This window comes from Halobacillus andaensis, assembly GCF_014636475.1.
Taxonomy (GTDB): domain Bacteria; phylum Bacillota; class Bacilli; order Bacillales; family Halobacillaceae; genus Halobacillus_A; species Halobacillus_A andaensis.
In genome coordinates this window covers 570,781-596,819 of the sequence record NZ_BMEL01000002.1, presented here as the reverse complement: position 1 = coordinate 596,819, position 26,039 = coordinate 570,781, and the positions used below count along the sequence as shown (strand labels likewise).

The window sequence follows — 26,039 nt, the reverse complement described above, 5'->3', positions numbered from 1 at the left end:
ACAAAATTTTATCCTGCATTCTGTTTTTTCGTTTCAGCTTCGCGAAATTGACAGCACTGGGTACCAGGTACACAAAAGCTATGTATGATTCGTTGATGGAAATGTGTATTTGTGTACCTGGTACCCTTTTGCTCTCTCCCATTATATATAGTGCTGCACCATTATTCTCTTTCCCCTATTCTATAGCTTTTACTCCATTACTGCTGTCCACTTTTTCTGTTATAATAGTTCTGCTATGAAAAAGGAGAAAATTTTTATGTCAAAGCAATTATTACATCCAGCGGTTTACCGTTTTATCGATCAAAGCAATATGGGGCCGACTTTCTCAGCGCTGCAGTCCTTCGCCATTGATGACGCACTGGCCATTTCTGTCGGTGAGCATGAATCACCAACGACTGCGCGCCTTTGGGTCCATCACGATACGGTTGTGCTCGGCATCCCGGACGCCCGTCTTCCCCATATTTCGGAAGCGATCGATTACTTAAAAGAGCAAGGCTATCAAGTCGTCGTCCGCAACTCAGGCGGCCTCGCCGTCGTTCTTGACGAAGGCGTACTGAACCTATCGCTTATTTTTCCAGACGCCAAAGAAGTTAACATTCACGACGGCTATGAAGCGATGGTCGAATTCATTCAGCACTTGTTCGCTGACCTCACCGACCAGATCGAAGCCTACGAAATCACCCAGTCCTACTGCCCCGGGACCTATGATTTAAGTATTGGGGGAAAAAAGTTTGCTGGGATATCCCAGCGTCGTGTGAAACGAGGATCTGCGGTTCAAATTTATTTAGATGTTACCGGAAGCGGAGCCGAACGTGCCGCACTGCTGAAGAACTTTTACAAGGTCGGCCTCAATGACGAGCCCACACGCTTCCAATATCCAGATGTAGACCCTTCGGTCATGGCTTCACTCAATGAGCTGCTTGGCGCAGATTTAACAGTGGAAGATGTGCGAACCCGTATCCTTTATCAGTTAAATGAATGGTCAGATCGTATCGTAGCGAATTCATTAGAAGGTGAAGAAATTGAAACGTTCACGAAGCGTTTTGAACAAATGATTCTTCGCAACAATAAAGCACTGGAGCAGATTCAAGACTAAGCTCCAGTGCTTTTTTATTTAAGGTACCAGGTACCGAAATACATATTTTTATCATTGTTTCTTATTTGGCTTTTCGGTACCTGGTACCTACTGCTGTTGCTGTTATAGAGATTGAGCTGCTGTAATAATAGCCAGCTTGTATACGTCGTCTGAATTACAGCCGCGAGATAGATCATTCACTGGCTGATTCAGGCCTTGAAGGATGGGTCCTACCGCGTCAAAGTTTCCTAAACGCTGTGCAATCTTGTACCCAATGTTTCCGGCTTCAAGACTTGGGAAGATGAACGTGTTCGCTTCCCCTTTTAATGGAGAATCTGGCGCTTTTTTCTGAGCTACAGAAGGAACAAACGCTGCATCGAACTGAAATTCCCCGTCAATTAGAAGCTCTGTATTTTGCTGCTTTGCCAATTCTACAGCTTCATTTACTTTTTCCGTTTCAGGTGATTTCGCTGAACCTTTTGTAGAAAAGCTTAGCATCGCTACTTTCGGATCGATATCAAACAGTGCTGCGGTGTCCGCACTTGCTAACGCGATCTCTGCTAGATCCTGGCTGTCTGGTGAAATGTTGATGGCACAATCCGCAAACACATACTTTTCTTCATCCCTTACCATGATAAAGACGCCGGATGTCTTTTTGATTCCTGGCTTCGTCTTAATGATTTGAAGGGCCGGGCGAACCGTATCTGCTGTTGAGTGAGCCGCTCCACTCACTAGTCCGTCGGCTTTGTTCATATAAACGAGCATCGTTCCGAAATAGTTGCCGCCTTGCAGGATTTCGCGAGCCTGCTCATCCGTCGCTTTTCCTTTACGGCGTTCTACAAAGCTTGCAACCATCTCGTCAAAAGCTTCATAATTGGCTGGGTCCAGAATCTCTGATGTTGAAATGTCTACTCCAACCTCAGCCGCTTTCTGTTCTACTTCATCTTTATTTCCAACTAGTACAGGTTTCACTAAACCTTCTGCTCCTAGTTTGCTTACTGCAGTAAGGATTCGTTCATCTAAAGCTTCAGGAAAGACGACCTTCTTGCTTTCGCCACTCATTTTGGCTTTCAATGTATCAAATAGGTTACTCATCTTTTAACCCTCCAATTTCTTTTCTGTACTATATAATAAGACCTTTTGTGTTTAATTAAAAGTGTTTCGAAACGAATTTTTTAGATTAAGCGATTACATATTATCTTTACCCTATTTTTTTGTTCACAATACTTTCAAATTAGCTGAAATGATAATTTATGTAGAATTGTGTTATATTGAATAAGGATGAAAATACTATAACAATTCACATAAAAGGAGCGATCCTATCATGCCTGAAGCAGTAGTCACAATGGACGGATGGTATTGCTTGCACGACTTCCGCACCGTCGACTGGACAGCTTGGAAGCAAGCGAGCAATGAAGACCGTGAACAAGCCATCCATGAATTTCAAGCTTTAATTGAAAAATGGGAAACGACTGAAAAGAGCAAACAAGGAAGCCATGCTCTTTACACGATTGTTGGACAAAAGGCAGATCTCGTCATGATGATTCTCCGTCCAACTATGGAAGAGTTGAATGAGATTGAAACAGCTTTTAATAAATCAAAGCTGGCTGAGTATATGACGAAAGCTTATTCCTATGTTTCTGTAGTGGAACTCTCCAACTATATGGGCAATGCGGATGAAAATGATCCTGAAATCCAAGGCCGCTTAAAACCCATTTTGCCAAAATGGAACCATATTTGTTTCTACCCAATGGACAAGCGACGCCAAGGAAATGATAACTGGTACGTTCTTGAGAAAGATGAGCGTGCGAAGCTTATGTATGCCCACGGTATGACTGGCCGTCAATACGCCGGCAAGATCCGTCAAATCATTACGGGTTCAATTGGGTTTGACGACTGGGAATGGGGCGTTACCTTGTTCGCGCATGATATGCTTCAATTTAAGAAGCTTGTCTATGAAATGCGCTTTGATGAAGTGACTTCACGCTACGGTGATTTTGGTTCGTTCTACGTAGGTAACCTGCTGAAAACGGATGAAATCCCACAATTTTTACACGTATAAGTTCGACCACGATCCTCGCTGGCATAAGCCGCGGGGATTTTTTTGTGAACATTACGGAAGGTTAAAGAACCTTAGCGAGTTTTTATGAACCGCGTGAAAAACTTATAAACTTTTCAGCTAAAATACGAACATTCCCCCATGATTCTCTCCTTCAATTTTTATTCATATCTTAGGCAGGCTTATTCATATAGTGATAGAGAGTCAGTTTGCGAAGTGAGGTGACAGCATGGCTGTCGTACCATTCAACGAAGAGGATGTTAAGCTGCTGGCAAGATTAATAAGAGCGGAAGCTGAGGGGGATGGAAAGCAAGGAATGCTGATGGTAGGGAACACCGGGGTTAACAGGGTGCGTGCGAACTGTTTAGATTTTAAGGACATTCGCAACATCCGCAATATGGTCTTTCAAAGTCCCGGTGGGTTTGAGGCGACACAAAAGGGTTATTTTTATCAAAGGGCGAGACAGAGGGATATTAATTTAGCACGGCGAGTGATTAATGGTGAGCGTTTTTCTCCAGCGACGAACACCCTGTGGTTCTTTATGCCGGAGGGAGAATGTCCGGCTACATGGTTTGGGCAGCCGAATGTAGGGCGTTATAAGTCTCATTGTTTCTTTGCCCCGACCCGAGCTGATTGTCCTACTGTTTATTAAAAATACGAAGGAGTGGTTGTTTTGGCGAAGAAGCACCAAGGTGTTCAAGGAATGCAAGGGATGAATGCGGGTATGCCTTACTATCTTGGCCATCCATATATGTACCAGTATGCAATGGCAGGGGCTAGTGGGGCGAATGGATACTACAGTACAAACGGAAATAATGGAAATAACGCAAATAACAACAACAACAATAACGGAATGAATGGCATGAATGGGATGCAGGTGCCTTACATGTCAAATGGAAACAATAACAACAATAATAATAACGGACCTAACAATGGGAATAACAACGGAAACGGGATGAACGGCATGCTTCCTGAAGAAGAATCCTACATTGAAAATATTCTGCGATTAAATCGAGGCAAAGAAGCTACGATATATATGACGTTTGAAAATAATGAGGAATGGAATGCGAAGGTTTTTAAAGGAATTATTGAGGCAGCCGGACGCGATCATATTATTATAAGCGATCCTCAAACCGATAAACGCTACATTCTGCTTATGATCTACTTGGATTACATTACATTTGACGAAGAAATCAATTACAGCTATCCCTACAATGGAGGAAATAACGGATTGGCCAACTATTCATCCCGTTAACCTTCGCTTATTTTCCCAGAAAGGGGTGATCTAATGAGACATCCCTACGAACCGTTAGTTCGATTACAGGTTGCTTCCCTTTGTATTGCTATTTTACTTGCTATTGTTGCTATTTTTCATTTAGATAACCAGTGGCTCATCCTCTTTATGTTCTATATTTTATCAATAAGTTTACTTGTCGAAAGTTTAATTGAATATAAAAAGCAGCAACTTGCTTCTTGTATAAGCCAGTTGCTGCGTGCTGTTATCATCCTTCTGTTTACAACGATCCTCTTCTTTTAAAAGTGCTTAATAACGGCATAACCGAGCAAAATCCAGCCAATGAGAAAGGATAATCCGCCGAGTGGCGTAATCATGGCAAACGTTTTGATTCCAGATGGAGCATAAATGTATAAGCTTCCTGAAAATAAAATAATTCCGATTAAGAAAAACCAACCCGCTCCGGTCAATAATCCTGTCTGGATTTTGCTCATTAATAATCCGGTAACGAATAAAGCCATCGTATGGAACATTTGATAATCAACGGCTTTCTCCCATTGACTTAACCCTTTTGCTGAAACCTTTCCCTCTAAACCATGAGCTCCAAATGCACCGAGTGCTACGGCTAGAAATCCATTCAGCGCTCCTAATAGTAAAAATATCTTCACTGTATGTCACTCCTTAAAAATCAAAAATCGACTTTCCGTTTGCATCGTCATGATCTTCTGACGGTTTATCGGTTGATGAAGGCTTTTGGACAGGCTGATCGCTGCCCATCATCTTCCTGATCTCCTCTACGGTAGGTTCTTGAACCGAGCTCGTCTGACTAGCAAAAGATGAAGAAGATGAGGCGCTTCCTTCATCGAGTACGAGATCAGCCAGAAGCTTCACCGCCCGTACATGCTCACGCACACGCGAATCCTCTCCGTGGTTTAACATCGCTTCTTGTATCTCACTCGACATCTTTTTGAGTATCGTTTGATTTGAAATCGCCATTTCATGTGACTCCTTTTATCTATAATTCTTATCCGCACCTATCATAACATGGTTTACAAATCAACGGCTATCCTGCATGTAAAAAGGACTTCCCCATTCAGGCAGGAAGCTTGGATGACTTGAAGATATGGGTTCACACCCTTCCTTCATTTTTGCCTGGTGAAAAGGAACGGGAAAAAGCGCCGTTTTCGTCTCCTGTCTGCTCATCCCGCAGGAGTCGCCACTTTTCCCGTTCCTTTTATCATTACTAGCTGATGGAACCATCGCATAATGGACGCCCTGCCGCCATCTCTAGTTCCATAAGTGCACGGTATGTCCTTAACTTTTTCTCGTCAACTTTTCCACTTCATTGCGCCAGGAATAAAGCTAACTATGTTTCCTCTACAAGCTGCCCATTTTACTTCGTCACAAAATATTCAATAAACAAAGCTATTAAAAATAATGCGCTTGGTGCACTCACGCAAACAAGACGTTTCGACCACCTGCTCTTAAACGCTCGATCTCTTTTCGATTCCGAATAAAAATTCGCCCGATTCTGATCTCCGCTGATGAAAGCTCCTGTTAACACCCCCGCTAACAGTAAAGGCACCAAAGCAATAAACGCCGTTATTCTTAAAAATAAATGCCACTCTCCCATCCCCCACCAAGCAACAGAAGCACCAAACAGCATCAACACGCCGATAGCTGCATACTTCAGCATAGTATCCCTCCTGCTATTTCCTACGTGTGAAACAGAAAAATGTTTCATCAAAAAGGGGCTGCGCCAAATCGATAAATGTCATCTAAAAAGACGAATGCATTCAAAAATGGATCCTATATATTGTAGTCAACATACGAAGACTCCTGCAGGACAGCACGAGTCCGAAGCCCCCACAGGAAAGCAGCCTTTGCTTTCCGAGGAGTCTGAGGCCGTGCCCACGGAAAGCGAAGGATGTTGACAAAGCGGTGACTGCTAAATACAGAAAGACCCGATCAAATTCAAATGAATTGTTCGGGTCTTTCTTGGATTACTATCGTTTTGTCCCAGCCTTCGCTTTTAAATAAAACCTAAAGCATTCAAGAAAATAAGAATAATTAATATTGGCGCCACAAATTTAATAATGATATACCATACATTACCTATTGCAGAGCCAGTAAAATCAGTAGCTTCCAATGCTTGCTGCTTCGTAAAGTACCAGCCGACAAATAAAGCCATCGTCAAGCCGCCCAGCGGCAATAGAATATTAGAGGCTACGTAATCCATAGAGTCTAGAATGCCATTATCTCCAATCGGTGTTACCCCTGACCAAATTCCAAAACCAAGAGAAACAATAATACCCAGTGCAAACATAATGGCTCCCATAAGCACACTCGTAAAGCGGCGAGACCAATTAAATACACGCATAAAGTACGCCGTCGGAACTTCCAAAATTGAAACCGAAGACGAAAGCGCTGCTAGTACAAGGGCGAAGAAAAATACAAGCCCTACAATTCCGCCAAATGGCAGCTGTTCAAAAATACTCGGCAGTGTAATAAATACGAGCGGCGGTCCGGATGAGGGGTCAATGCCAAAAGCAAAAACCGCAGGGAAAATAACAATCCCTGAAATAATCGCAAAGAATGAGTCCATCAAGCCAATTCCCATCGTCGCCCCAGGAAGCTTATGCTCTTTAGAAAGGTAGCTCCCATACGTAAGCATAGCCCCCATCCCTAAGCTAAGGGAGAAAAATGCCTGACCTAGCGCTGCAATGTAAATCGAAGGTTCACTAAAGGCTGACCAGTCTGGTGAGAACAAAAATCTCAATCCTTCTGAAGCCCCTTCTAACGAAATACTATAGAATGCAAGAAAAATTAATAGGATAGCAAGGATCGGCATAAATATTTTATTAGCCGCTTCAATACCTTTTTTAACACCACTGACAACAATAAAAATCGTTAAAGCCATAAATAATGCTACCCAAAACAATGGCTGCCAGGAATCAGAAATAAACATGCCAAACGCACCTTCATATCCTCCTGCAGGCTGAGTAGCAAAATTACCTGTAATGTAATTTGTAAAGTAATAAATTGACCATCCTGCCACTACGCTGTAAAAACCTAAAATTAAAAATGCACTTAATACACCGAAGAATCCAGTTAAAAACCATGGGGTTCCTGGTGCCAGTTTTTTATAGGAACCTACTACGTCACTTTGAGCTTTACGTCCAATACTAACTTCAGTTAGCAGAAGAGGTACAGCAATTAAAATAACGAATAAGAGATATAATATTAAAAAGGCGCCTCCTCCATTGTTACCTGCTACAAAAGAGAAACGCCATATGTTTCCTAAACCGACGGCTGATCCCATTGCAGCAAGCATGAAACCAAGCTTCGTGCCCCACTTCTCTCTTTCCATAAATTTTTCATCTCCCTTCAATCTAGTTCTAAATATTCATCAGCATACCACACTTTTTTTGTAGAGAATATATAAAATCTGATATTTCAATATATTTACAGATTACGACTTTTTTCCATTGTGGAACCGGCATTTTTCACCATTTTACGCTCATACTGTAGACAAGCGGTGCCTGTTGTTCGTAAGACGGTTTGAGAGGGCATCTCTCTTCCCTTAAAACCGTACGCTTTACATCCTCTTGGAAATTGCGGGTTCCACGTCGTATGAAAGTGCTGACACGTAAAACAATTGACTTTAGTCATTTTCCCACCTCTTCTATGACGAAGCAATATGATAGAATCATAGCACAGGTGCACTTGCACCACTAGGGGGCTAGTTATATGAATAAATGGTTTGCACCGGGAAGCGATCACCCCTTCATTATGTTTGGGATGAGTCATCTATTGATGCTCGTTCTATTTGGTTTAGGCGTCATCCTTCTATTTCTCTATAAAAAGAATCTTTCTAAAGGTAGTAAAGCACATGCCATTGTTAGATGGACACTGCTTTTCGCCCTTATTCTTTCTGAAGCCAGTTATCAGTATTGGGCTTATACTCACGGCCTTTTTACTACTTATGAACATCTTCCGCTTCATTTGTGCGGCGCTGCCTCTCTCATCGGTATGATTTCGCTGCTCACTTATCATAAAAAATTAATTCAAATCAACTTCTTTATTGGAATTCTTCCAGCCGTTATTGCCCTAATTACGCCTGAAATTCCTCATGGTTATGAGCATTTTCGATACTGGAAGTTTTTCATCCATCATATGGCTATTCCGTGGACAGGCTTGTTTCTCGTTGTAACAACGTCTACTCCTATTCATTTTCGAGTGATGTGTGAAACGTATTGTTACCTCGTCGTTTATGCCTTAGCTGCCGGAATTTTTAATTCAATCTTTCACACCAACTATTTATACTTATCTGAGCCTCCTGCCTCGTTCCCAGCTCTTGCACTTCTCGACACAGGACTGGGCTACCACGTCAATTTAGGGCTCATCGTTTTTGGTGTTTTTTATCTATTACTTGTATTCTATAGATGGACACAATCGAGAAAAAGGAGTGAAAGCTATGAAGTTTAAGGAAATGAAAGAGTTTCAGCCATTTACTGAAATGTTAAGCCGCTGCTATCCAATGATGGAAATTACGAAAGAAGAGGATATAAAAGAGGCGACGAAGCACCGAGAACGGATGGATCAGTACGAAACCGTTTCTCACATCGGCTGCTATGATGAAGAGAAGCTTAAGGCGGGTTACATCCATTACATGTTTCCGATGAACGTGTATGGCCAAACACTGCCTTCCACAGGTGTAGGAACGTTAGCAGTGGATCTCCCTTACAAAAAGCAGGGAATCGCCAAAAAAATGATCACTTACGCCATTGAAAAATCAAAGAATGAAGGCTTCCCTCTCATTCAGCTGTATCCTTTTCGTCCTGATTTTTATCGTAAAATGGGTTTTGGATTTGGTCCGCAGCTCAATGTTTTCCGCTTTTCCCCTCACCAGGTACCCTCTTATTCTGAAGCAGAAGCTGTGGTACCGTTAGGAGAAAGTGACACAGAAGAGATCAAGCGCTGCTATCACAACTGGGCAGAGGACACCCATGGCGCATGCGATAAACAAGATTATGAATTCCGTCATATCGGCTTCACCCATACGCATACGGTCGGATGCCGGATAAACGGACAGCTTCAAGGGTACGTCGTTTATGAAATGAAGCATCAGCACGACTTTACCCATGAGTTGAAAATTCTTGATTGGTTCGCAAACACCAATGCAGCCTTTCAAGCTTTCTTGAACTTCCTTCATCAGCAAAAGGACCAAGTGAGCACGATTATATTCCCGACGTTTGACGATGACTTTGCTTTTTTACTCAATGATCCAAGGCATGACGCCAATCGTTTAATTCATCGCATTTATCATCAAACCCACGAAAGAGGCACAGGTTTAATGTATCGCATCATTGATGTTCCACTGTTTATGGAATATATCCGGGATTATTCTTTTGGTTCTCAAACCGTTGCGATAAACTTTGAAGTCACTGATTCTCTTATGGACAAGCAAGAAACGTACGCCTATCAATTCAAACACGGCAGGCCTGAACGCCACGAGGAACCTCTATCTCACGGGGTGACGGTATCCTTAGCTATTGATGATCTTTCTTCTCTATTGATGGGCTGCATTTCTTTACAAAAGCTTCTTGCCTACAATAAGGCGGAGGCTTCTGGAAGTGAGGATGAGATTAAAAAAGCGATTAACCTCTTTAAAGAACCTAATAAGCCTGTAAGCTGGACTTTTTTCTAAACCAATAAAAACTCCCTTTTCTGAATACAGAAAAGGGAGTTTTATCTGCAAGTTTTTATACCTTGTGTAAAAATTCCTGGCGTTAGGTAGATTAAAGGGTTGGAGAAACAGCTCCCTTTCCATGGGCGAATGGTCTGCCTCCTCGGGCTATACGCCCTACGGGGTCACACCTTATTCGTATCTCCCATAGGAGTGTCGCCGTTTCCCCAACCTTTTTCCGATAAAAGATCACTAGAAAAATGTACGGATATGCCTTTCCCTAATGGAATCAGAGATGCTGGCAGGCCATCCATTATACGATGGTACCGTGAGTCAATTATTATAAAAAGGAATGGAAAAAGACGGAGCCGCGCGCTCCCATGTCTACATCCGTCCAAGCTTTTCGACAACATGCCTCCCTTTTCTGATCGTACAGAAAAGGGAGGCTATTTTACATATCATTCGAGTTTTGGTTTTCTAATCGGGTCAGTCTGGCCTCAAGCAGCTCATATTCTTCACGCGTCACAAAACCAAGCTCTTTCACATGATCCTGCATGCGCGCCTGCGCTTGTTCATTCCATTCATTATTTTTTTCTTCTCCTTTAGACATCCAGGAATTCAACATTTCTCTGGCTTCTGATGGAGAGACTTCACCTTTACTTACCATTTCATTTAATACTTTTTCAAATTTCTCCTTACCGCTGATAGCCGCTCCTAGTCCTAAATAAAAACCTTTTCGTAATAAACTCATCGTAACTCCTCCTCGCTATTGTCTTATCTTTTTGATCATACGAAAATGTTTGATTCCAATAATGAAGAAACTCAGCCCGCCAATAGAGGTCACGATCCACCCTAGCGTCATGTAGGGTGATCCTCCAGTTTGAAGCATATATATCAATCCACCAGCCCCTCCGATAAGCAACAGAAACGAAACCCATGAATAAAAGAGGTAAAACTGATGAAATAATCGCTGCTGCTGATTTTCCGTTTTCCACTCCCGTTCTTTATCGCCATCCTCCAGGTACTCTATTAAGGCTCTTGGCAATGACATTAACGGTTTAACGGTGTCTTTGGCTACATCTTTATAAAGAGAAAATGTAGAATTCTCTCCTGTCATCCATTTTTTAATAACAGGTCTCCCCCACTCGACTAAATCAACTTGAGGGTAAACGGAAGTGAGCACGCCTACGATGATAGAAGTCGCTCTTCCAAGGAAGGCGTAATCTGCTGGCAGCTGGATCGGCTGTTCTTTAATAAACTCTTGCATATCTTCTAAAATATCATTCATTAAATGAGCATCGAGTTTGTCAAAATCGCCATCCAAGTACATATCCGTCGTTTGCTTGATCATCTTTTTTACTTTTTCCGTATCGGCATTGTCCAATAAAAAATCCATTTCCCACAAACCATCAATCACTCGGTCATAGTCATCAAGAATGAAGCCCTGAACCATCATACGAATGGAATTTGCATCACGCTGCTTCACCTCTCCCACCATGCCAAAGTCGATGATAACGACTGTCCCGTCTGGCTTTAGCATTAGATTTCCAGGGTGAGGGTCTGAGTGAAACATTCCCGCAAACAAAAACTGTTCCACACATAAATCAAATAACACTTTTGCGATTCGCTCACGATTAATTTGATGACGATTAATAAATGCTAAATCAGTTATTTTCGCGCCCTCAATCCATTCCATGACGAGCACGCGTTTCGTGGACAAATCATTGTAATAGTCAGGTATATAAACATTTTCAAAGTCTTTAAATCTTTTTTTAAAATGATTCCCGTTATCTAATTCCATCGTAAAATCAAGTTCATTTGTAATCACAGCCACTACTTCTCTGTACAAAGCAGGCAAATCTGCTTTTTTACCATACTTTGTAAATTTGGATAGGATAAAGAACACGATACGCAGCGCTTTAAAATCCATTTGAAAGATTTCTTTCACCCGATAGCGTTGTACTTTAACAGCTACGGGTGTACCATCATGCAGCTCTGCTTTATAAACTTCTCCTATGGAAGCCGAAGCAATAGACTTTTCATCAATATAACGCAGGTGGTCATCAAGAGAAACACCCCAATCCTCTTCGATTGTCTGCTTAGAATATGCAAAAGGAACCGGCTCTACTCTGTCGACTAAACCTTCTAATTCCCGAATAAATGATTGAGGCAATAAATCTCCTCGAGAGCTGAGGAACTGCCCAAACTTAATGAGCAGCCCTCCTAGACGAATTGCATTTCTTCTATATTCCTCCGCCTGCTTTCTGAGCAGACTTTCCCACTTCTGCTTCGTTTCTTGATCCCAAATTCGTTTTGTATTTTTGAACCAAAGAATTTGCACTAGAAACTTAACAGACATCCACACAATGATGGTGATTCGATAAATCGATATGTATTTTAACCTTTGATTCATCCCGATCTCCCCAATCTGTTCGACACACACATTATCCATTACCCTGCGCCTCTTATTATTAATCAGCATTTCCTAAAGAAAATCCTGGCATTCCTACGTTTCCAACAAAGCAGACAACAAGGAAGTGAATATATAATCCTAAACTTTTAATGGCAAGAAAATCACTTTTTTATCATTTTACGACCGAGGGTTATTCAGCCATTCGACCTATAAATAATAGAGAGAAAATTATCACTAATGTAAAAGACACATGGATAAGTCAATATTTATTTAAAAATCCATATAATCTTCTAACAACTATCATATGTAGTCAATTATGTCTATAAAACAGGCCTAAAGTTCGACAAACTAATTTACCCTTCTACTTAAAAATCCTTCCAATTTACTATTCGAAATATTTTGAATATTTAGCGCGAACGCCTTATAATGGAAATTGCGGGTCACGAAATAAATTCCACATTAGGAGGTATTCATGCACATGAAAAAACAAATGACTGCATTACTATCAGTCAGTGCACTTACGCTGTCGTTGTTCTCCCCTGCAGCAGCTACAGACGTTAGTGCCAGTTCAACGTATGAAAACTGGAACAAGGAACGTTATACAGATCGTATCGATATTGATGGACAGCTTCAGAAACAATCGGAGCAGGAAGGTTTTGAGCAGGAAGCGAATCAAAAGGTGAAGGAAAGTGCTGAAAATACGAACTTCAATGAGGACGCCTCGTCTTCAGGTACAGAGAGCAATGCCAATTCAGCAAGTACTACATATAGTCCAGGAGAAACAAAACTATTTTTAGACCGGGACTTAGCTTTTAAAGAGTTTACTCTTCGCAGTGTCGGTGAGCATTCTGAAGTTTGGGTTGCAGATGATTTATCATTTGAAGAGGGAGACCCTCGCGATCCTCATGTTGTTACTCAAGAACAAGCCGATACGATGGCTGAAGAATTCGACAGCAACATGTACCCAGTGGCAACTGACTTTTTTGGTACCCCTGACTCATTAGATGGCAGTAACTCGCCACTGCCAGAAATGGTTGGCCTTCCTGAAGGATATTACGAAGGTGACGGCGACAAGGTAATGATTATGGTCGATAATGTCAAAGATGAAAGCTACTACGACCCAGAATACCCATTCTTCGTAGCTGGTTTCTTCTGGCAGACGATAGAAAACTATATAGACCGAAACATGATTACGATCGATTCTAGAGATTGGGATACTCGATTAGAGAGCACATTCTTTAGCACTACAATCCACGAGCTGCAGCACTTAATTCACGCGGACAACGATTCCGATGAAACGAGCTGGTTAAACGAAGGAATGTCTACGTTCTCTGAGTTCTTAGGCGGCTACGGCATGTCCGAAGGATCGATCAATTTCTTTCTTGACCACCCAGAGAACTCTCTAACAAACTGGGACGAGCATTACGATGCAGAAACTGGCCCTGAAACCATTGCTGACTACGGCTTAGTCCAGCTGTTCACGCTTTATAACTACGAAAGGTTTGGACAGGAGTTCATTCGTTACGTAGCTACAGATGAGTTGAACAGTATTGAAAGCTTTGAAGAAGCTTACAAAGAGTTTGACCTCGACGTAACATTTAACGAAGTTTATCAGGACTTCACGTCTGCTTTAGTATTGGATGATAATAAATACAAAGGCGGAAAATACGGCTTTGAAAACATCGATCTTCGCGACCTTCCTGTAAACGGGCAGGACGAGCCGCGCGGCATGACCGTAGACTTTGAAAAAGCAGAAGACTATGAAAAAGAAGGTGTACCTGCCTGGGGTACAGACTTTAAAGAGTTCAACATTGAACCAGATCAGAATGTGAAAGACTTCAGCTTTAACGGCGTTGACTTTATGCCAATTCTTTGGGAAACAACGGAGGATCCTCTAGGAAGCGGTGACCAGGTATTGTTTGGCGGCTCCGGAGACGAAGTTGACAACAAGCTGATCTTTGAAGCTGACCTTACTAATACAGATTCACCTACTCTTAACTTTGACCACTACGTAGATATCGAAGAATCATGGGATTATGGAGTTGTCCAGGTTTCTACCGATAACGGCGAAACATGGACATCCTTAGAAAATGAAAACACTCGAACGGATGTAGTCGATGAAGGCTATCCTAAGATTAAAGAAAACGTCCCAGGGTTTACTGGTCACTTTGAGGAATACCAGAACGAAACATTCGACCTTAGCAAGTATGCAGGCCAAGAAGTATTAGTTTCTTTCCGCTACTTAACAGACTGGGGTTACAACGATGCAGGCTGGTTCATTAACAACATCAAAATCCCTGAAGCCGGAATTTCCTATAATGGAAACAATAATGTTCAGGAAGACTTCATTAACGAAAATGAGCTGAAAGAAAACTACGTGAACTACGGCGTGACTTTCATTAAAGAAAACGAAGCCGGCAATCACCAGGTAATCGAAGTGGATCCATTTAACGTAACAGAAGAAGACGCTTTACAAATTCAGAAGGTGTTCCGTCCTGGTAAGACGTACATGACGACATACTACGCGGCACCTCAGGATGACCTGAATCCTGCAGAGTTTGAATATGAATTGACGTACAAAGAAAAAGGTCCAAAAAAAGATAAATAATTTTAAAGAATAGCCAACCAGCTCCCCGCACTGGTTGGCTTTTTCTATAAATCCTCTTTACTCCCCTCCCCTCTTGTGGCATGCTTTTATCAAAAGGCAGGAAAGGTGATCCATATGCAGATCCAAGAATTAGAAGTTCGACAATTACATACTGTAGCCCAGTGGCTGCATGGAATGAACGAGCAGGATAAGCATTATGTTGCTTGGTTAGCCTCTGATCCGAATGAGATATTTGAACAAATATGGACGCTGACGCAGTTTCATGAGCCGCTCGCTTATGTGGCCTGGGAAGATGATAAGATTATCGGCTTTATTGGCATTCTTCCTTTTTTCGAACAGAAGCTTTGCCGTCTGCTTGGTCCTTTCTCATTAAAAAGCGGCACAGATGTATTTGAAGGGTTATGGGAAAAAGCTTCTTTAACGATCCAGCTTCATTTTGATGCTGTTAAAGTAGCCTGCTTTAAGGCGAACCAGGATCTTGTCGCTTTTGCTGAGCGTCACCAATTTCATTTATACAATAGAGAAAAAACAATGGCCCTCCACCACTCTCGCTTTTCCCCTTCTTCAGAGAAGGCTGAGAAAATTGAAGAGATTCAGGAATATGAGCATGCAGCTCTTCATGAGCTTCATCCATCCGGGGCTTACTATACGACAAATGAAATGATAGAACTGGCTGAAAAAGAATCCAATAAGCTATGGGGCTTTAAAAATTCAGGTAACCTTGAAGGGTACCTTTACTTTGAGTTGGTTTCTCCCGATGAAGGTGAAATTTGCTTTGTGAATGTTCATCCTGATGCACGCGGGCGAGGAATTGGCTCCGCACTGATGGAGCATGCGCTTCAATATGCGTTTTATGTATTTGATGCCGAAATCGTTACGATTTCAGTAAGAATAAATAATGAATCGGCCGCTCAATTATATGAACGATTAGGCTTCGTCGAGATTCATACCATTTTTGCTTATGAAAAAGAAGTTGGCGCAGAATCAAATAATACTTTATTGCATTAAAGAACCAGAGTGAATATACTTCTGGTTCTTTTTTATATAAGAGATTGGCTCGAGGATAAAAAGGGAATCATTCACTAGTTATTTGTTAAGGAGGCTAAAATCATGAGACAACATATCGAACGAGTGGTGCGTCAGATGAATGACCACTCGACTATTAAAGAAATCCGCCCCGTGAGTGGAGGTGATATTAATGAAGCTTTTTACGTAGCGACCGAGAACCAAACCTATTTTATAAAAGGCAATCAAAACGTACCCTCTCATTTCTTCAAAGCTGAAGCGATGGGTTTAGAAGCGATACGCGAGACGGAAACAGCAGCGGTTCCTAAAGTCTACTATTACGACGAACCGGCAGAGGGTGAAGTCGGAATGATTGCTCTTGAGTGGATTGAAGGAAAAGAATCGGCTCAATCGTCTGAGATTCTTGGACAAAAGTTAGCCAGGATGCATCAGCATACTTCCAATCATTATGGCTTTGGTAACCCTACGTTTGTCGGTGAACTCGATCAGCCGAATGATTGGAAAGAAAGCTGGGTCGAGTACTATCGGGAGAATCGACTTCGTCATCAATATAAACTTGCGCTGAAAAATGGACGGTTAGGCACTCAAAGACGGGAAAAGTTAGAAAAACTAATCTACCAGCTTGAAAGATTTATTCCTGCGAGTCCTTCTGCTTCTCTTTTACATGGTGACTTATGGGGCGGAAATTATTTAACGGGGGCAGACGGCGAACCTTATTTAATTGACCCTTCGATCTTATACGGCGATCCCTCTTTTGAACTTGCCTTTACGGAACTGTTCGGCGGCTTTTCCAGCTCATTTTACGCAGCCTATGAACAGATTTCTCCTTTAAGAAGCGATTATGAGGAGGTAAAGCCTGTTTATCAACTGTTCTATTTACTCGTGCACTTAAATCTATTTGGAGAAAGCTACGGACCGAGCGTTGATCGAATTTTGCAAAAATATATCGGTTGAGAGCAGGATTTTCCTTTAATATAGAGAATTGTAAAGGAAACTAAAATTTTCTATTGGATTTTCATTGTATTCGTATTAAAATAAGTAACGCTGTATATTTATTCTTATATTATTCATAGACAGGAGAGCTCTTTATGAAAGCAAGAGATTTTAGTGCTTTTTCTCACTTGAAGTTTATTATTCCATCTTTATTAGGCATCATTTTATTCATGGTTCCTTTTTCTGATGATGGCAGTGTCACGATATTAATCGCCATTCTCGCGGGATGGCTTCAAGAGGAATTAGCTGGTGCATTATCTTTCATTATGATGTTTATTATTTCGATTACAGCCATCTTAACTGTTCTCGTTAAAATAATAGGACCAGATAAGCTAAACGGCACCCCGTTCTTTAAATCGTTATTTAACGTTCCAGCTGTTTGGGTTATTACTCGTGTACTTGGTATGATCTTCGCCATTATGGTCTACTTCCAAATCGGACCTGAAGCCATTACTTCAGATGTGACAGGAGGTCTGCTGTTAGACGACTTACTGCACGTATTGTTCGCTGTTTTCCTATTTGCTGGATTGTTCTTACCTTTATTACTTAACTTTGGACTTTTAGAGTTATTTGGTGTTTTACTAACGAAGATTATGCGTCCTTTATTTCGACTGCCAGGCCGTTCATCCATTGATTCCTTAGCTTCCTGGTTAGGAGACGGAACGATTGGCGTCCTGCTTACGAGTAAGCAGTATGAAGAAGGATATTATACAAAACGAGAAGCCGCCGTGATCGGGACGACCTTCTCCGTCGTTTCCATCACCTTCAGTATTGTCGTTATTGAAGAGGTGGACCTTGGCCACATGTTTATTCCATTTTATTTAACAGTGGCTATAGCCGGTTTCATCGCTGCTCTTATTATGCCTAGAATTCCGCCGCTGTCACGGAAAGCAGATACGTATGTTACGGAAGAAGCAGATGATATTGATGAAAAAATACCTGAAGAACACAGCACTTTCTCTTATGCTTACGCACAGGCTGTTCAACGCGGAAGCAAGGCAAAAGGGCCTGGTAACTTCTTTAAAGAAGGTGGTCAAAATATATTAGATATGTGGATGGGTGTCGCTCCTATCGTTATGGCGTTAGGAACGATTGCGCTCGTTATCGCAGAATTCACACCAGTATTTACTTGGCTCGGGTACCCATTTATTCCGTTACTCGAACTCTTACAAGTTCCGCAGGCGCAGGCCGCTTCTGAAACCATTCTCGTTGGTTTTGCAGATATGTTTTTACCAGCCATTATCGGTTCTGGTATTGAAAGTGAAATGACTCGCTTTATAATCGCCAGCCTTTCTGTTACTCAGCTTATTTACATGTCTGAGGTCGGTGGATTGCTGCTCGGTTCTAAAGTTCCGGTTAACTTGAAGGATTTATTCATTATCTTCCTTCTTCGTACGATTATTACGCTGCCTGTGATCGCGTTAATCGCTCATATCATCTTTTAAAAACCGACTAGGACAAAACTGAATAAAGCATAAAATAATCCGAACGATTCTTTAGAAATCAGTTCGGATTATTTATGTTAATGAGACTCTACACCATCGCTCCGGCAAAACACTCCGCTTTCCTTGGGCACGGCCTCAGCTTCCTCGGAAAGCAAAGAGCGCTTTCCTGCGGGATCTTCGACTCGCGCTGTTCCCACAGGAGTCTGCGTGTTTTGCCTACGCTAATGATCTGCGTGTATACAATCGTTCGTTTTTTGACCTCCCTGCTTTAGTTATGTTCCGACCTCGTTTTTTAGGATAAATGTTCTTTAAAAATCTCTGCTATACGATGTGTAGATTGAGGATTCTGCCCTGTGATGAAATTTTGATCAACGACAACATGCTCTGCCTCAGGACCTCCTGATTCATAGCTTGCGCCTGCTTCTTTTAATTCATCCTCCAGCAAAAAGGGAACAGCTTCTGCTAATCCTGTGCCTTGCTCTTCTTCGTTGGAATAGCCGGTTATTTTTATGCCTTTTACAATTGAAGAATCATTCACATCTTTATTTCCAACAAATGCGGCTGGCCCGTGACAGATCGCACCAATGAGTTTTTCATTTTGTTTAAAATGATCAAGCAGTGCGGAAATCTCGTTATTATTGGGAAAATCGAGCATCGCCCCGTGCCCTCCACAAAAGAAGATCGCATCGTAATCATCCGGGTTGATATCTGTTAATTTTGCAGTGTCATGAATCGGTTCCATGACGCCATCCCACACTCGCGGAAGTTCATTGCTGTAGCTGTTTGGGTCAATTGGAATTTTTCCACCTTTTATACTCGCGCCCGTCACTTCAAACCCCGCATGCGTCCACTCCGTTGCTGGCTCTACAAACTCTGAGAGCCACAATCCAGTCTGCTGATCACCAATTTGATCTACATTCGTCGCTACCATTAGTATTTTCTTCATAAAAAATACCTCCCTGCATTTTCGCTTATTCTCTCACAAGAATAGCTTTTTCAAACGCCGGGGAGGCACTTCTTTTATTTAATTCGTTCGATATCGATTGTGGTTATTGATTTCTGATAGCTGCTTTCTTAATAAAGCTGCGCGACATTCAATAAGAGGCTGAGTGAGTGCTCGAATCGTACTTGTGGATAGCAAGTAGACGATAAACCCTGACATAACAAAATATAGGGTGAAATCGAGAACGTTATTAATTTGTACCCATCCTTGCTGTCTGAACAGCTGAACGATAAATCCATGCAGTAAATAAACATATAAAGTTTGACCGCCTAATGGCGTGAAGCTATAGTGTTTATTTGGTATCCAGGCCATCACGCTTACTGTCATTAGAGCGCCAATGATATATACTCCCAGGCGAAGCAACCCGCCTAATTCAGGTTCTCCCATCGTGGCATACGATTTAGAACCCAGAAGCCAATCCGAATTAAGTTCTGGAGCAAGGGCAATAATGACGGCAAGAGCCACCATAAATACAAGGCTCGCTGCTCTTGTACCAAATGCTCTCCATTTCTTCACGGTATCCTTCGTTAGCCAATATCCCGCTAAGAAAAACGGAAAGAAAACAAACGTTCTTGATAAACTAAATGTTTGATCAATACTATCAGCATATCCGACTAGTACTCCAATGGCAACGGCTGCCGTTATTCCAATCCACGGTGAAATTTTACTGAACCAGATCAGAAGAATGTGCCAGCAGAACAAACTAAACAAGAACCATAAGGACCAGTGCGGATAAAACGGGGCGTTTAACCACCCATCTTTTCCAATAAAGAGAAAGTACGCCGTAAACACAAACTGAAAAATAAGGTACGGCAAAATCAGCTTTTTAGCTAAATTAACAATATAATCTTTATTTCCAGACCCTTTAGCAAAGAATCCGGCTAAAAATATAAACGCCGGCATGTGGAACGTGTAAATCCAAGTATATATCGTATACATTTCGCGTGATCCATCTGTCGTTGGCTGAACCAAATGACCAAACACGACGAGAAAGATGAGCATCAATTTCGCGTTGTCAAAAATCGCATCCCGTTTCATGTTTTTCACCCTCTAGTTTTCTATAATACATACTTACACTCTTTTTTAGTTTTTAAAACCTGTCCTATATGTTTTTAACATATTTGACCTCGTAATGACCAACTTTTCACCTTAGCTTAACGAAACTGTAATGAATATGTTACGGGGTAATAATTTTGGCATTAAACCGTAACGCTGCCCCCTCCACACAAAAAAACGAGCCTGTTAGGGCTCGTTTTTCTCTTCTCTTATTCAAACTCAATGGCCCAGCTTCCATTTCGGAAAATGGGTTCAAACTTTCCATCTTGCGTTTCTCCATCAATGTCCAGCTCAGCAGACCCCATCATGAAGTCTTCATGAACTAAACTATCGTTCACTCCTTGCTGATCCATTTGCTCCTTCGTCATCGTAGAGCCGCCTTTTACGTTTGTCGGATAGGCTTTTCCTAAAGCTAAATGGCAAGAAGCGTTCTCATCATAGAGAGTGTTAAAGAAGATATGACCAGATTGAGAGATCGGTGACTCGTTTGGTACAATCGCTACTTCGCCGAGACGTTTTGCTCCGTCATCTGACTCTAATAAGTGCTTCAGCGTTTCTTTGCCTGATTCTGCCGTATAATCAACAACTTTTCCATTTTCAAAGGTTAATGTGAAGTTTTCAATTAAGTTTCCGCCATAGCTGAGCGGCTTCGTACTGCTCACTGTACCTTGCACACCATATTTATGGGGCATCGTAAAGACTTCTTCCGTCGGCATATTCGGGTTAAACTCTACGCCCTGCTCAGATTGTGTAGAGCCGCCATGCCAGATGTGGTCTTTTACAAGATCAATGGATAAATCCGTTCCCGGCGCTTTATAATGCAGCTTCTTATACTGCTTGGCATTTAAATATTCTCTAGCCTGGCGCAGTTTTTCATTGTGCTCGTCCCATGCTTTAATTGGGTCAGGCTGGTCGATTCGTGTAATGTGGAAGATTTGTTCCCACAATTTCTTTTGCGCATTCGCAGTTGTATCCTCCGGGAAAACCTTCTCTGCCCATGAAGCTTGAGGATAAGCCACTATCGACCAAGTAACTTTATCATTCATAATATACTCGCGGTAATTCGTTAATGCTTCACCGCTTGCTTTATTGGCTTTTGCAATACGGTCAGAATCGACGCCTTTCAGTAAGTCTGGATTAGGGCCATACACAGTAAGAAGGGAGTACCCTTCTTTCACCATTCCTTCAAGTGCGTCCACTTTCCATTTTGGAAAATTCTCTAACACGCTCATCGGCGCATTTTTCATTTTCATATAGCTTAATATTTCATCGCTCCACTCGACGTGGACATTTTTAGCGCCTCTTCCGTAAGCTTTCGCTGTAATGATCCGAACAAGATCAGCTGCTTCAATTGGAGCATTAATAAGCAGCCCCTGGTCTGCCTGAAGGTTTACACCTTTATTTAAAGCGAGTTCTGCATATTTTTCTAAACGATTTTGATGTGTCGTCATCTTAATCCCTCCATATCAGTCTTTTACATTTTTAAAACGGTCGATGGCTTTGTTACGCATTGTTTTATGATCAACGATGGGCTCAGGATAGTCCTCGCCGATGATGCAGTTTGACTGCTCCTGTTTATCTGCTGACATTTTACTTGGCTCATGAATGTATTTTTTCTCCACATTCTCAAGCTCCGGCAGCCACTGTTTAATAAAGCGGCCGTGAGGATCAAAGCGTTCGGATTGCCGTGTAGGATTGAATACTCGAAAATAAGGAACAGGATCTGTCCCTGTAGAAGCGGCCCATTGCCAGCCTCCGATGTTTGAAGCTGGATCGTAGTCGATTAGCCTTTCCCTAAAATAGCGTTCACCAAGCCGCCAATCAAGAAGTAGATCTTTCGTTAAAAACGAGGCTACCGCCATCCGCAGACGGTTGTGCATCCACCCCGTTTCATTCAGCTGCCTCATAGCAGCGTCAATCAGTGGAAAGCCCGTTTCACCTTGCTTCCAACGCTCCATCGCTTCATCATCTTCATTCCAATCAATACCTCGATATTTTTCTACCATTTCCTTATCGCGCGCATTCGGATAGAAATGATAAATCATGTTATAAAAATCACGCCATGCAATTTCTTGAATGTAAGTATCAATCCCTTGCTGCCCTTTGCGCCCATCCGTCTCATTCTGTACTTTGTGATATATGGTACGCGGTGATACCGCCCCTGTTTTCAAGAAACGAGACATGAGGCTCGTCCCATCGACCGCAGGGAAATCTCGTTCTTTATGATAATCGTAAATGACTCCATCTAAAAACCAATCCAAACGATCAAGAGCCGCTTGTTCGCCCACATCTTTTCCGGCATATTCAAATTGTTCCTTAATCGATGACCATTTATTCTGACCTTTCTTAAATCGATCTCGAACATCCACGGCGTGATGCTCTATTTTCATGTGATCGACGGATCTTATCTCCGGTTTATCCAGCTGCTGCCATTTTTTATAATAAGGAGAATACACTTTATAGTAACTGCCATCCTGCTTGTACACTTCTTTTGCCGAATGGATGTGATGATCAATCGCCGAGTACACAGTGATATCTTGTTCTTTAAACCAGTTGATCATGTAATCGTCTCGTTCTTTACCAAACCCTACCTCATCATAGTTAAAATAGATCGAATCGATGTCTTCCATTTGGTTGAACAGCTGCTTAAACGCTGTGTCCACATCTCCATATAAAAAGTGAAGAGGGGCACCTAATTGATCGGAAGCTTCGTCTAAAGAATGTACCGTTTGGAAAAAGTAATCATGCCTTACAGTAAACTCTTCTATTAATTTAGGGTGTATATGAAAAATAAATAATAATTGATCGTCTTCGCCTGCATCCTGCACCGCACGGGAGAGGGCTGTGTGATCATTCAGCCTTAGATCTCTCCTAAACCATACAACCTTTGTTCCCATCCTGCATCCCCCGTTTCCACGTTGACCCTGTTGTCCATAGTACCCGTATATGTAGAAAAATAATCGTAATGGAGGATAATAAAAACATCGAGCTCTCTATGTGAAGAGAACTCGATGCTCGTGATGAATTATACTTCGAATTGTCTGTTTAAGTTAGCCATTTCAATCGCAGCTGTTGCCGCTTCCCAGCCTTTGTTTCCAGCTTTTGTTCCTGCACGCTCAATCGCCTGTTCAATTGTATCGGTTGTGATCACACCGAAAATAACCGGTACGCCACTTTGCATAGAAGCTTGAGAAACACCTTTTGCTGCTTCCCCACATACGTAATCAAAGTGTGGAGTTGAGCCGCGAATCACTGCGCCAAGCGTAATCACAGCATCATATTTCCCAGATCCGGCCATTTTGTTCGCAACCATTGGGATCTCGTAAGCTCCCGGGACGTAAGCTGCTTCTACGTCATCTAAATCTACGCCATGACGTTTTAACGCATCTACCGCACCTTCATAAAGTCTTCCAGTAATAAAATCATTAAAGCGCCCCACGACGATTCCTACTTTTAATCCGCTTCCTACTAAATTGCCTTCTATTACTTTAACCAATCTAATCGCTCCCTTTTTATGAACTGATATTCTGATTTACAACGTCAGCTGCTGGACGTTTACATGCCCGCCGACGCTTTCTTCCTAATAGTGAAATAGATGACCCATCTTGGATTGTTTTGTTTTTAGGTAAAGCTCATTTTCTTTTCGTGACGGCATTTGGATCGCTACCCGTTCGACAACTTCGAGTCCATAGCCGCTTAACCCTGAGATTTTCTTAGGATTATTTGTGAGCAGTTTAATTTCTGAAATGCCCAGTTCTCTTAGAATTTGAGCGCCTACTCCGTAATCACGCAAATCCGGACCAAACCCTAACTTTTCGTTTGCCTCTACAGTATCTAATCCTTCCTCTTGCAGCTTATAGGCAAACATTTTATTAAGCAGACCGATTCCTCGTCCTTCCTGACGCATGTATAACAGCACACCGCTGCCGTTCTCTGAGATCTGTCTTAATGCATTATGCAGCTGCGGTCCGCAATCACAGCGGTAAGAGCCAAATACATCGCCTGTTAAACATTCCGAATGCACACGTACAAGTGTAGGCTCATCCGGCTTTATATCGCCTTTGATTAAGGCGATGTGGTCCTTATGATCAATATCATTCGTATAGGCAACCGCACGGAAATCGCCGTACTCTGTTGGCAGTTGAATTTCAACTTCTCTCTTCACATGATCTTCATGACGGTGACGATATTGAATTAGATCCGCAATTGTAATCATAGGAATATCAAATTCATCCGCCATTGTTCTTAAGTCAGGTACGCGCGCCATTGTTCCGTCGTCTTTAATGATTTCACAAATGACGCCGGCTGGTTTAGCTCCTGCCAGGACAGCTAAATCAACTGCAGCCTCGGTATGACCTGCGCGGCGCAGTACGCCTCCCTCTTTTGCAATCAATGGGAAAATGTGACCTGGTTTTTGAAAATCTCCTGCGACGGCTTCAGGATTTAACAGCTCGCGAATGGTTAACGCACGTTCATCTGCTGAAATCCCCGTCGTCGTATGTTTATGGTCGATACTTACAGTAAAAGCCGTTTGGTTCGGATCTGTATTCGTTCCTACCATTGGGAGCAGTTCAAGATGTTCCGCTAATTCCCCTGTAATAGGAGTACAGACTAGACCACGCCCGCGAGTAATCATAAAGTTAATCATTTCAGGGCTCGCATACTCAGCAAGTCCTATTAAGTCGCCTTCATTTTCACGATCTTCATCATCACAAACGATCACCATTTTACCTTGTTTCAAATGCTCTAACGCTTTTTCAATTGAATCGAACATGCTGATGCTCCTTCCATTAAGCAAATCCATTCTCACTTAAAAATTCTTTTGTCATTTGCGACTTTTCATCCGGTTCATCTTTTCCTAAGAAATGAGCGACATATTTACCGATCATATCGCACTCTATATTGACGCGGTCTCCCGGACCTTTATTTCCTAGCACCGTGTGCTCCATCGTGTGTGGGATGAGCGAAATTGTGACACGGTTTTCATTCACACCAAACACGGTTAAGCTCGTACCGTCTACGGCAATCGATCCTTTATATACAAAATATTTAATAAGTTCATCTGGCAACTCGATCTCGTAATAAACGGCATTTGATTCCGGTGTTTTGCTGACAATTTGCCCTGTCCCGTCAATATGACCCGAGACGAGGTGTCCGCCAAAACGTCCGCCTGCCGCCATCGCACGCTCTAAATTTACTGGACTGCCCTGCTGGAGCTCATGAAGGTTCGTCGCACGGAACGTTTCAGGCATGACATCAAATTCAACGCTTTGATCGGTGTAGCTTGTGACCGTTAAGCACACACCATTAATTGAAATGCTGTCGCCTAAATTGACGTCGTTTAATATATCTTTTGCTTTAATACTTAATTCCATAGCTTCTGTTTTCGTTTTAATTCCTTTAATGGAACCAATTTCTTCTACTATACCTGTAAACAT

The 26,039-nt window shown here is 42.1% G+C and carries 26 protein-coding genes; 11 read left to right on the top strand and 15 right to left on the bottom strand.

What is annotated here, in order from left to right:
• The first annotated feature begins 256 nt into the window (after positions 1-256).
• Positions 257-1,096, top strand: coding sequence for an octanoyl-[GcvH]:protein N-octanoyltransferase (lipL, locus tag IEV27_RS10320; protein ID WP_188377376.1), 840 nt, complete (start codon positions 257-259; stop codon positions 1,094-1,096).
• A 102-nt stretch (positions 1,097-1,198) separates the two neighbouring features.
• Here lipL and pta read toward each other — a convergent pair whose 3' ends face one another.
• A complete protein-coding gene (gene pta / locus IEV27_RS10315; protein WP_188377375.1) occupies positions 1,199-2,170 on the bottom strand; it encodes a phosphate acetyltransferase in 972 nt (323 codons plus the stop codon).
• Positions 2,171-2,399: 229 nt separating this feature from the next.
• On the opposite strand from pta, the gene hemQ reads away from it, so the two are divergent.
• From hemQ to IEV27_RS10295, 4 genes are all read left to right on the top strand, one after another.
• Positions 2,400-3,137 (top strand): hydrogen peroxide-dependent heme synthase, encoded by a 738-nt coding sequence (hemQ, locus tag IEV27_RS10310; protein ID WP_188377374.1) that lies wholly within the window; start codon positions 2,400-2,402, stop codon positions 3,135-3,137.
• A 226-nt stretch (positions 3,138-3,363) separates the two neighbouring features.
• Positions 3,364-3,786 (top strand): cell wall hydrolase, encoded by a 423-nt coding sequence (locus IEV27_RS10305; protein WP_188377373.1) that lies wholly within the window; start codon positions 3,364-3,366, stop codon positions 3,784-3,786.
• A gap of 21 nt (positions 3,787-3,807) precedes the next feature.
• Entirely contained in the window at positions 3,808-4,389 is a 582-nt protein-coding gene (gene gerQ / locus IEV27_RS10300) for a spore coat protein GerQ (RefSeq protein WP_229735114.1), read from the top strand.
• Between the two features lie 33 nt (positions 4,390-4,422).
• The gene (locus tag IEV27_RS10295) at positions 4,423-4,671 is read left to right on the top strand and encodes a hypothetical protein (RefSeq protein ID WP_188377372.1); all 249 of its coding nucleotides are present in this window, start codon (positions 4,423-4,425) and stop codon (positions 4,669-4,671) included.
• Here IEV27_RS10295 and IEV27_RS10290 read toward each other — a convergent pair.
• The 5 genes from IEV27_RS10290 to IEV27_RS10270 all read right to left on the bottom strand — a co-directional run bounded on the left by IEV27_RS10290 (position 4,668) and on the right by IEV27_RS10270 (position 8,040).
• Positions 4,668-5,036 (bottom strand): DUF423 domain-containing protein, encoded by a 369-nt coding sequence (locus IEV27_RS10290; protein WP_188377371.1) that lies wholly within the window; start codon positions 5,034-5,036, stop codon positions 4,668-4,670. The two genes, IEV27_RS10295 and IEV27_RS10290, sit on opposite strands and share 4 nt — an antisense overlap.
• Positions 5,037-5,049: 13 nt before the next feature.
• Positions 5,050-5,364 carry a YwdI family protein gene (locus tag IEV27_RS10285; RefSeq protein ID WP_188377370.1) on the bottom strand — a complete coding sequence of 105 codons (315 nt, stop codon included), beginning with the start codon at positions 5,362-5,364 and terminating at the stop codon, positions 5,050-5,052.
• A gap of 397 nt (positions 5,365-5,761) precedes the next feature.
• Positions 5,762-6,064 carry a DUF5316 domain-containing protein gene (locus IEV27_RS10280; RefSeq protein WP_188377369.1) on the bottom strand — a complete coding sequence of 101 codons (303 nt, stop codon included), beginning with the start codon at positions 6,062-6,064 and terminating at the stop codon, positions 5,762-5,764.
• 336 nt (positions 6,065-6,400) lie between these two features.
• Complete coding sequence (locus IEV27_RS10275; RefSeq protein ID WP_188377368.1) at positions 6,401-7,738, bottom strand: sodium-dependent transporter; 1,338 nt, start codon at positions 7,736-7,738, stop codon at positions 6,401-6,403.
• Between the two features lie 95 nt (positions 7,739-7,833).
• Complete coding sequence (locus IEV27_RS10270) at positions 7,834-8,040, bottom strand: uracil-DNA glycosylase (protein WP_188377367.1); 207 nt, start codon at positions 8,038-8,040, stop codon at positions 7,834-7,836.
• A 78-nt stretch (positions 8,041-8,118) separates the two neighbouring features.
• On the opposite strand from IEV27_RS10270, the gene IEV27_RS10265 reads away from it, so the two are divergent.
• Both IEV27_RS10265 and IEV27_RS10260 read left to right on the top strand, forming a co-directional pair.
• Complete coding sequence (locus IEV27_RS10265; protein WP_188377366.1) at positions 8,119-8,856, top strand: YwaF family protein; 738 nt, start codon at positions 8,119-8,121, stop codon at positions 8,854-8,856.
• Positions 8,846-10,078, top strand: coding sequence for a GNAT family N-acetyltransferase (locus IEV27_RS10260; RefSeq protein WP_188377365.1), 1,233 nt, complete (start codon positions 8,846-8,848; stop codon positions 10,076-10,078). Before IEV27_RS10265 ends, IEV27_RS10260 begins: the two co-directional genes overlap by 11 nt.
• Positions 10,079-10,508: 430 nt before the next feature.
• On the opposite strand, the gene IEV27_RS10255 is transcribed toward IEV27_RS10260, so the two are convergent.
• Both IEV27_RS10255 and IEV27_RS10250 read right to left on the bottom strand, forming a co-directional pair.
• Complete coding sequence (locus tag IEV27_RS10255; protein WP_188377364.1) at positions 10,509-10,808, bottom strand: phasin family protein; 300 nt, start codon at positions 10,806-10,808, stop codon at positions 10,509-10,511.
• Positions 10,809-10,823: 15 nt separating this feature from the next.
• The gene (locus IEV27_RS10250; protein ID WP_229735098.1) at positions 10,824-12,509 is read right to left on the bottom strand and encodes an ABC1 kinase family protein; all 1,686 of its coding nucleotides are present in this window, start codon (positions 12,507-12,509) and stop codon (positions 10,824-10,826) included.
• Between the two features lie 439 nt (positions 12,510-12,948).
• Here IEV27_RS10250 and IEV27_RS10245 point away from each other — a divergent pair, with 439 nt between their 5' ends.
• The 4 genes from IEV27_RS10245 (at position 12,949) to IEV27_RS10230 (ending at position 18,542) form a co-directional block, all read left to right on the top strand.
• On the top strand, positions 12,949-15,078 hold the full coding sequence (locus IEV27_RS10245) for a M6 family metallopeptidase (RefSeq protein ID WP_188377363.1): 2,130 nt from the start codon (positions 12,949-12,951) through the stop codon (positions 15,076-15,078).
• 114 nt (positions 15,079-15,192) lie between these two features.
• Positions 15,193-16,086 (top strand): GNAT family N-acetyltransferase, encoded by an 894-nt coding sequence (locus IEV27_RS10240; protein ID WP_188377362.1) that lies wholly within the window; start codon positions 15,193-15,195, stop codon positions 16,084-16,086.
• 102 nt (positions 16,087-16,188) lie between these two features.
• The gene (locus IEV27_RS10235; protein ID WP_188377361.1) at positions 16,189-17,058 is read left to right on the top strand and encodes a fructosamine kinase family protein; all 870 of its coding nucleotides are present in this window, start codon (positions 16,189-16,191) and stop codon (positions 17,056-17,058) included.
• 134 nt (positions 17,059-17,192) lie between these two features.
• Positions 17,193-18,542 (top strand): YjiH family protein, encoded by a 1,350-nt coding sequence (locus tag IEV27_RS10230; protein WP_188377360.1) that lies wholly within the window; start codon positions 17,193-17,195, stop codon positions 18,540-18,542.
• Between the two features lie 292 nt (positions 18,543-18,834).
• Here IEV27_RS10230 and IEV27_RS10225 read toward each other — a convergent pair whose 3' ends face one another.
• From IEV27_RS10225 to ribE, 7 genes are all read right to left on the bottom strand, one after another.
• On the bottom strand, positions 18,835-19,488 hold the full coding sequence (locus IEV27_RS10225; protein WP_188377359.1) for a type 1 glutamine amidotransferase domain-containing protein: 654 nt from the start codon (positions 19,486-19,488) through the stop codon (positions 18,835-18,837).
• A gap of 78 nt (positions 19,489-19,566) precedes the next feature.
• Complete coding sequence (locus tag IEV27_RS10220) at positions 19,567-20,583, bottom strand: acyltransferase family protein (protein ID WP_188377358.1); 1,017 nt, start codon at positions 20,581-20,583, stop codon at positions 19,567-19,569.
• Between the two features lie 227 nt (positions 20,584-20,810).
• The gene (locus IEV27_RS10215; protein WP_188377357.1) at positions 20,811-22,052 is read right to left on the bottom strand and encodes an aminopeptidase; all 1,242 of its coding nucleotides are present in this window, start codon (positions 22,050-22,052) and stop codon (positions 20,811-20,813) included.
• A gap of 15 nt (positions 22,053-22,067) precedes the next feature.
• Complete coding sequence (locus IEV27_RS10210; protein WP_188377356.1) at positions 22,068-23,498, bottom strand: cryptochrome/photolyase family protein; 1,431 nt, start codon at positions 23,496-23,498, stop codon at positions 22,068-22,070.
• A 128-nt stretch (positions 23,499-23,626) separates the two neighbouring features.
• Positions 23,627-24,097, bottom strand: coding sequence for a 6,7-dimethyl-8-ribityllumazine synthase (ribH, locus tag IEV27_RS10205; RefSeq protein ID WP_188377355.1), 471 nt, complete (start codon positions 24,095-24,097; stop codon positions 23,627-23,629).
• Between the two features lie 84 nt (positions 24,098-24,181).
• The gene (locus IEV27_RS10200; protein WP_188377354.1) at positions 24,182-25,375 is read right to left on the bottom strand and encodes a bifunctional 3,4-dihydroxy-2-butanone-4-phosphate synthase/GTP cyclohydrolase II; all 1,194 of its coding nucleotides are present in this window, start codon (positions 25,373-25,375) and stop codon (positions 24,182-24,184) included.
• Positions 25,376-25,391: 16 nt separating this feature from the next.
• The gene (gene ribE, locus IEV27_RS10195; protein ID WP_188377353.1) at positions 25,392-26,039 is read right to left on the bottom strand and encodes a riboflavin synthase; all 648 of its coding nucleotides are present in this window, start codon (positions 26,037-26,039) and stop codon (positions 25,392-25,394) included.

What these genes read in the sequence shown, in the direction of transcription:
- lipL (WP_188377376.1), top strand. Translation starts at nt 257, where the DNA reads ATGTCAAAGCAATTATTACATCCAGCGGTTTACCGTTTTATCGATCAA.
- pta (WP_188377375.1), bottom strand. Translation starts at nt 2,170, where the DNA reads ATGAGTAACCTATTTGATACATTGAAAGCCAAAATGAGTGGCGAAAGC.
- hemQ (WP_188377374.1), top strand. Translation starts at nt 2,400, where the DNA reads ATGCCTGAAGCAGTAGTCACAATGGACGGATGGTATTGCTTGCACGAC.
- IEV27_RS10305 (WP_188377373.1), top strand. Translation starts at nt 3,364, where the DNA reads ATGGCTGTCGTACCATTCAACGAAGAGGATGTTAAGCTGCTGGCAAGA.
- IEV27_RS10295 (WP_188377372.1), top strand. Translation starts at nt 4,423, where the DNA reads ATGAGACATCCCTACGAACCGTTAGTTCGATTACAGGTTGCTTCCCTT.
- IEV27_RS10285 (WP_188377370.1), bottom strand. Translation starts at nt 5,364, where the DNA reads ATGGCGATTTCAAATCAAACGATACTCAAAAAGATGTCGAGTGAGATA.
- IEV27_RS10280 (WP_188377369.1), bottom strand. Translation starts at nt 6,064, where the DNA reads ATGCTGAAGTATGCAGCTATCGGCGTGTTGATGCTGTTTGGTGCTTCT.
- IEV27_RS10275 (WP_188377368.1), bottom strand. Translation starts at nt 7,738, where the DNA reads ATGGAAAGAGAGAAGTGGGGCACGAAGCTTGGTTTCATGCTTGCTGCA.
- IEV27_RS10270 (WP_188377367.1), bottom strand. Translation starts at nt 8,040, where the DNA reads ATGACTAAAGTCAATTGTTTTACGTGTCAGCACTTTCATACGACGTGG.
- IEV27_RS10265 (WP_188377366.1), top strand. Translation starts at nt 8,119, where the DNA reads ATGAATAAATGGTTTGCACCGGGAAGCGATCACCCCTTCATTATGTTT.
- IEV27_RS10260 (WP_188377365.1), top strand. Translation starts at nt 8,846, where the DNA reads ATGAAGTTTAAGGAAATGAAAGAGTTTCAGCCATTTACTGAAATGTTA.
- IEV27_RS10255 (WP_188377364.1), bottom strand. Translation starts at nt 10,808, where the DNA reads ATGAGTTTATTACGAAAAGGTTTTTATTTAGGACTAGGAGCGGCTATC.
- IEV27_RS10250 (WP_229735098.1), bottom strand. Translation starts at nt 12,509, where the DNA reads ATGGATAATGTGTGTGTCGAACAGATTGGGGAGATCGGGATGAATCAA.
- IEV27_RS10245 (WP_188377363.1), top strand. Translation starts at nt 12,949, where the DNA reads ATGAAAAAACAAATGACTGCATTACTATCAGTCAGTGCACTTACGCTG.
- IEV27_RS10240 (WP_188377362.1), top strand. Translation starts at nt 15,193, where the DNA reads ATGCAGATCCAAGAATTAGAAGTTCGACAATTACATACTGTAGCCCAG.
- IEV27_RS10235 (WP_188377361.1), top strand. Translation starts at nt 16,189, where the DNA reads ATGAGACAACATATCGAACGAGTGGTGCGTCAGATGAATGACCACTCG.
- IEV27_RS10230 (WP_188377360.1), top strand. Translation starts at nt 17,193, where the DNA reads ATGAAAGCAAGAGATTTTAGTGCTTTTTCTCACTTGAAGTTTATTATT.
- IEV27_RS10225 (WP_188377359.1), bottom strand. Translation starts at nt 19,488, where the DNA reads ATGAAGAAAATACTAATGGTAGCGACGAATGTAGATCAAATTGGTGAT.
- IEV27_RS10220 (WP_188377358.1), bottom strand. Translation starts at nt 20,583, where the DNA reads ATGAAACGGGATGCGATTTTTGACAACGCGAAATTGATGCTCATCTTT.
- IEV27_RS10215 (WP_188377357.1), bottom strand. Translation starts at nt 22,052, where the DNA reads ATGACGACACATCAAAATCGTTTAGAAAAATATGCAGAACTCGCTTTA.
- IEV27_RS10210 (WP_188377356.1), bottom strand. Translation starts at nt 23,498, where the DNA reads ATGGGAACAAAGGTTGTATGGTTTAGGAGAGATCTAAGGCTGAATGAT.
- IEV27_RS10200 (WP_188377354.1), bottom strand. Translation starts at nt 25,375, where the DNA reads ATGTTCGATTCAATTGAAAAAGCGTTAGAGCATTTGAAACAAGGTAAA.
- ribE (WP_188377353.1), bottom strand. Translation starts at nt 26,039, where the DNA reads ATGTTTACAGGTATAGTAGAAGAAATTGGTTCCATTAAAGGAATTAAA.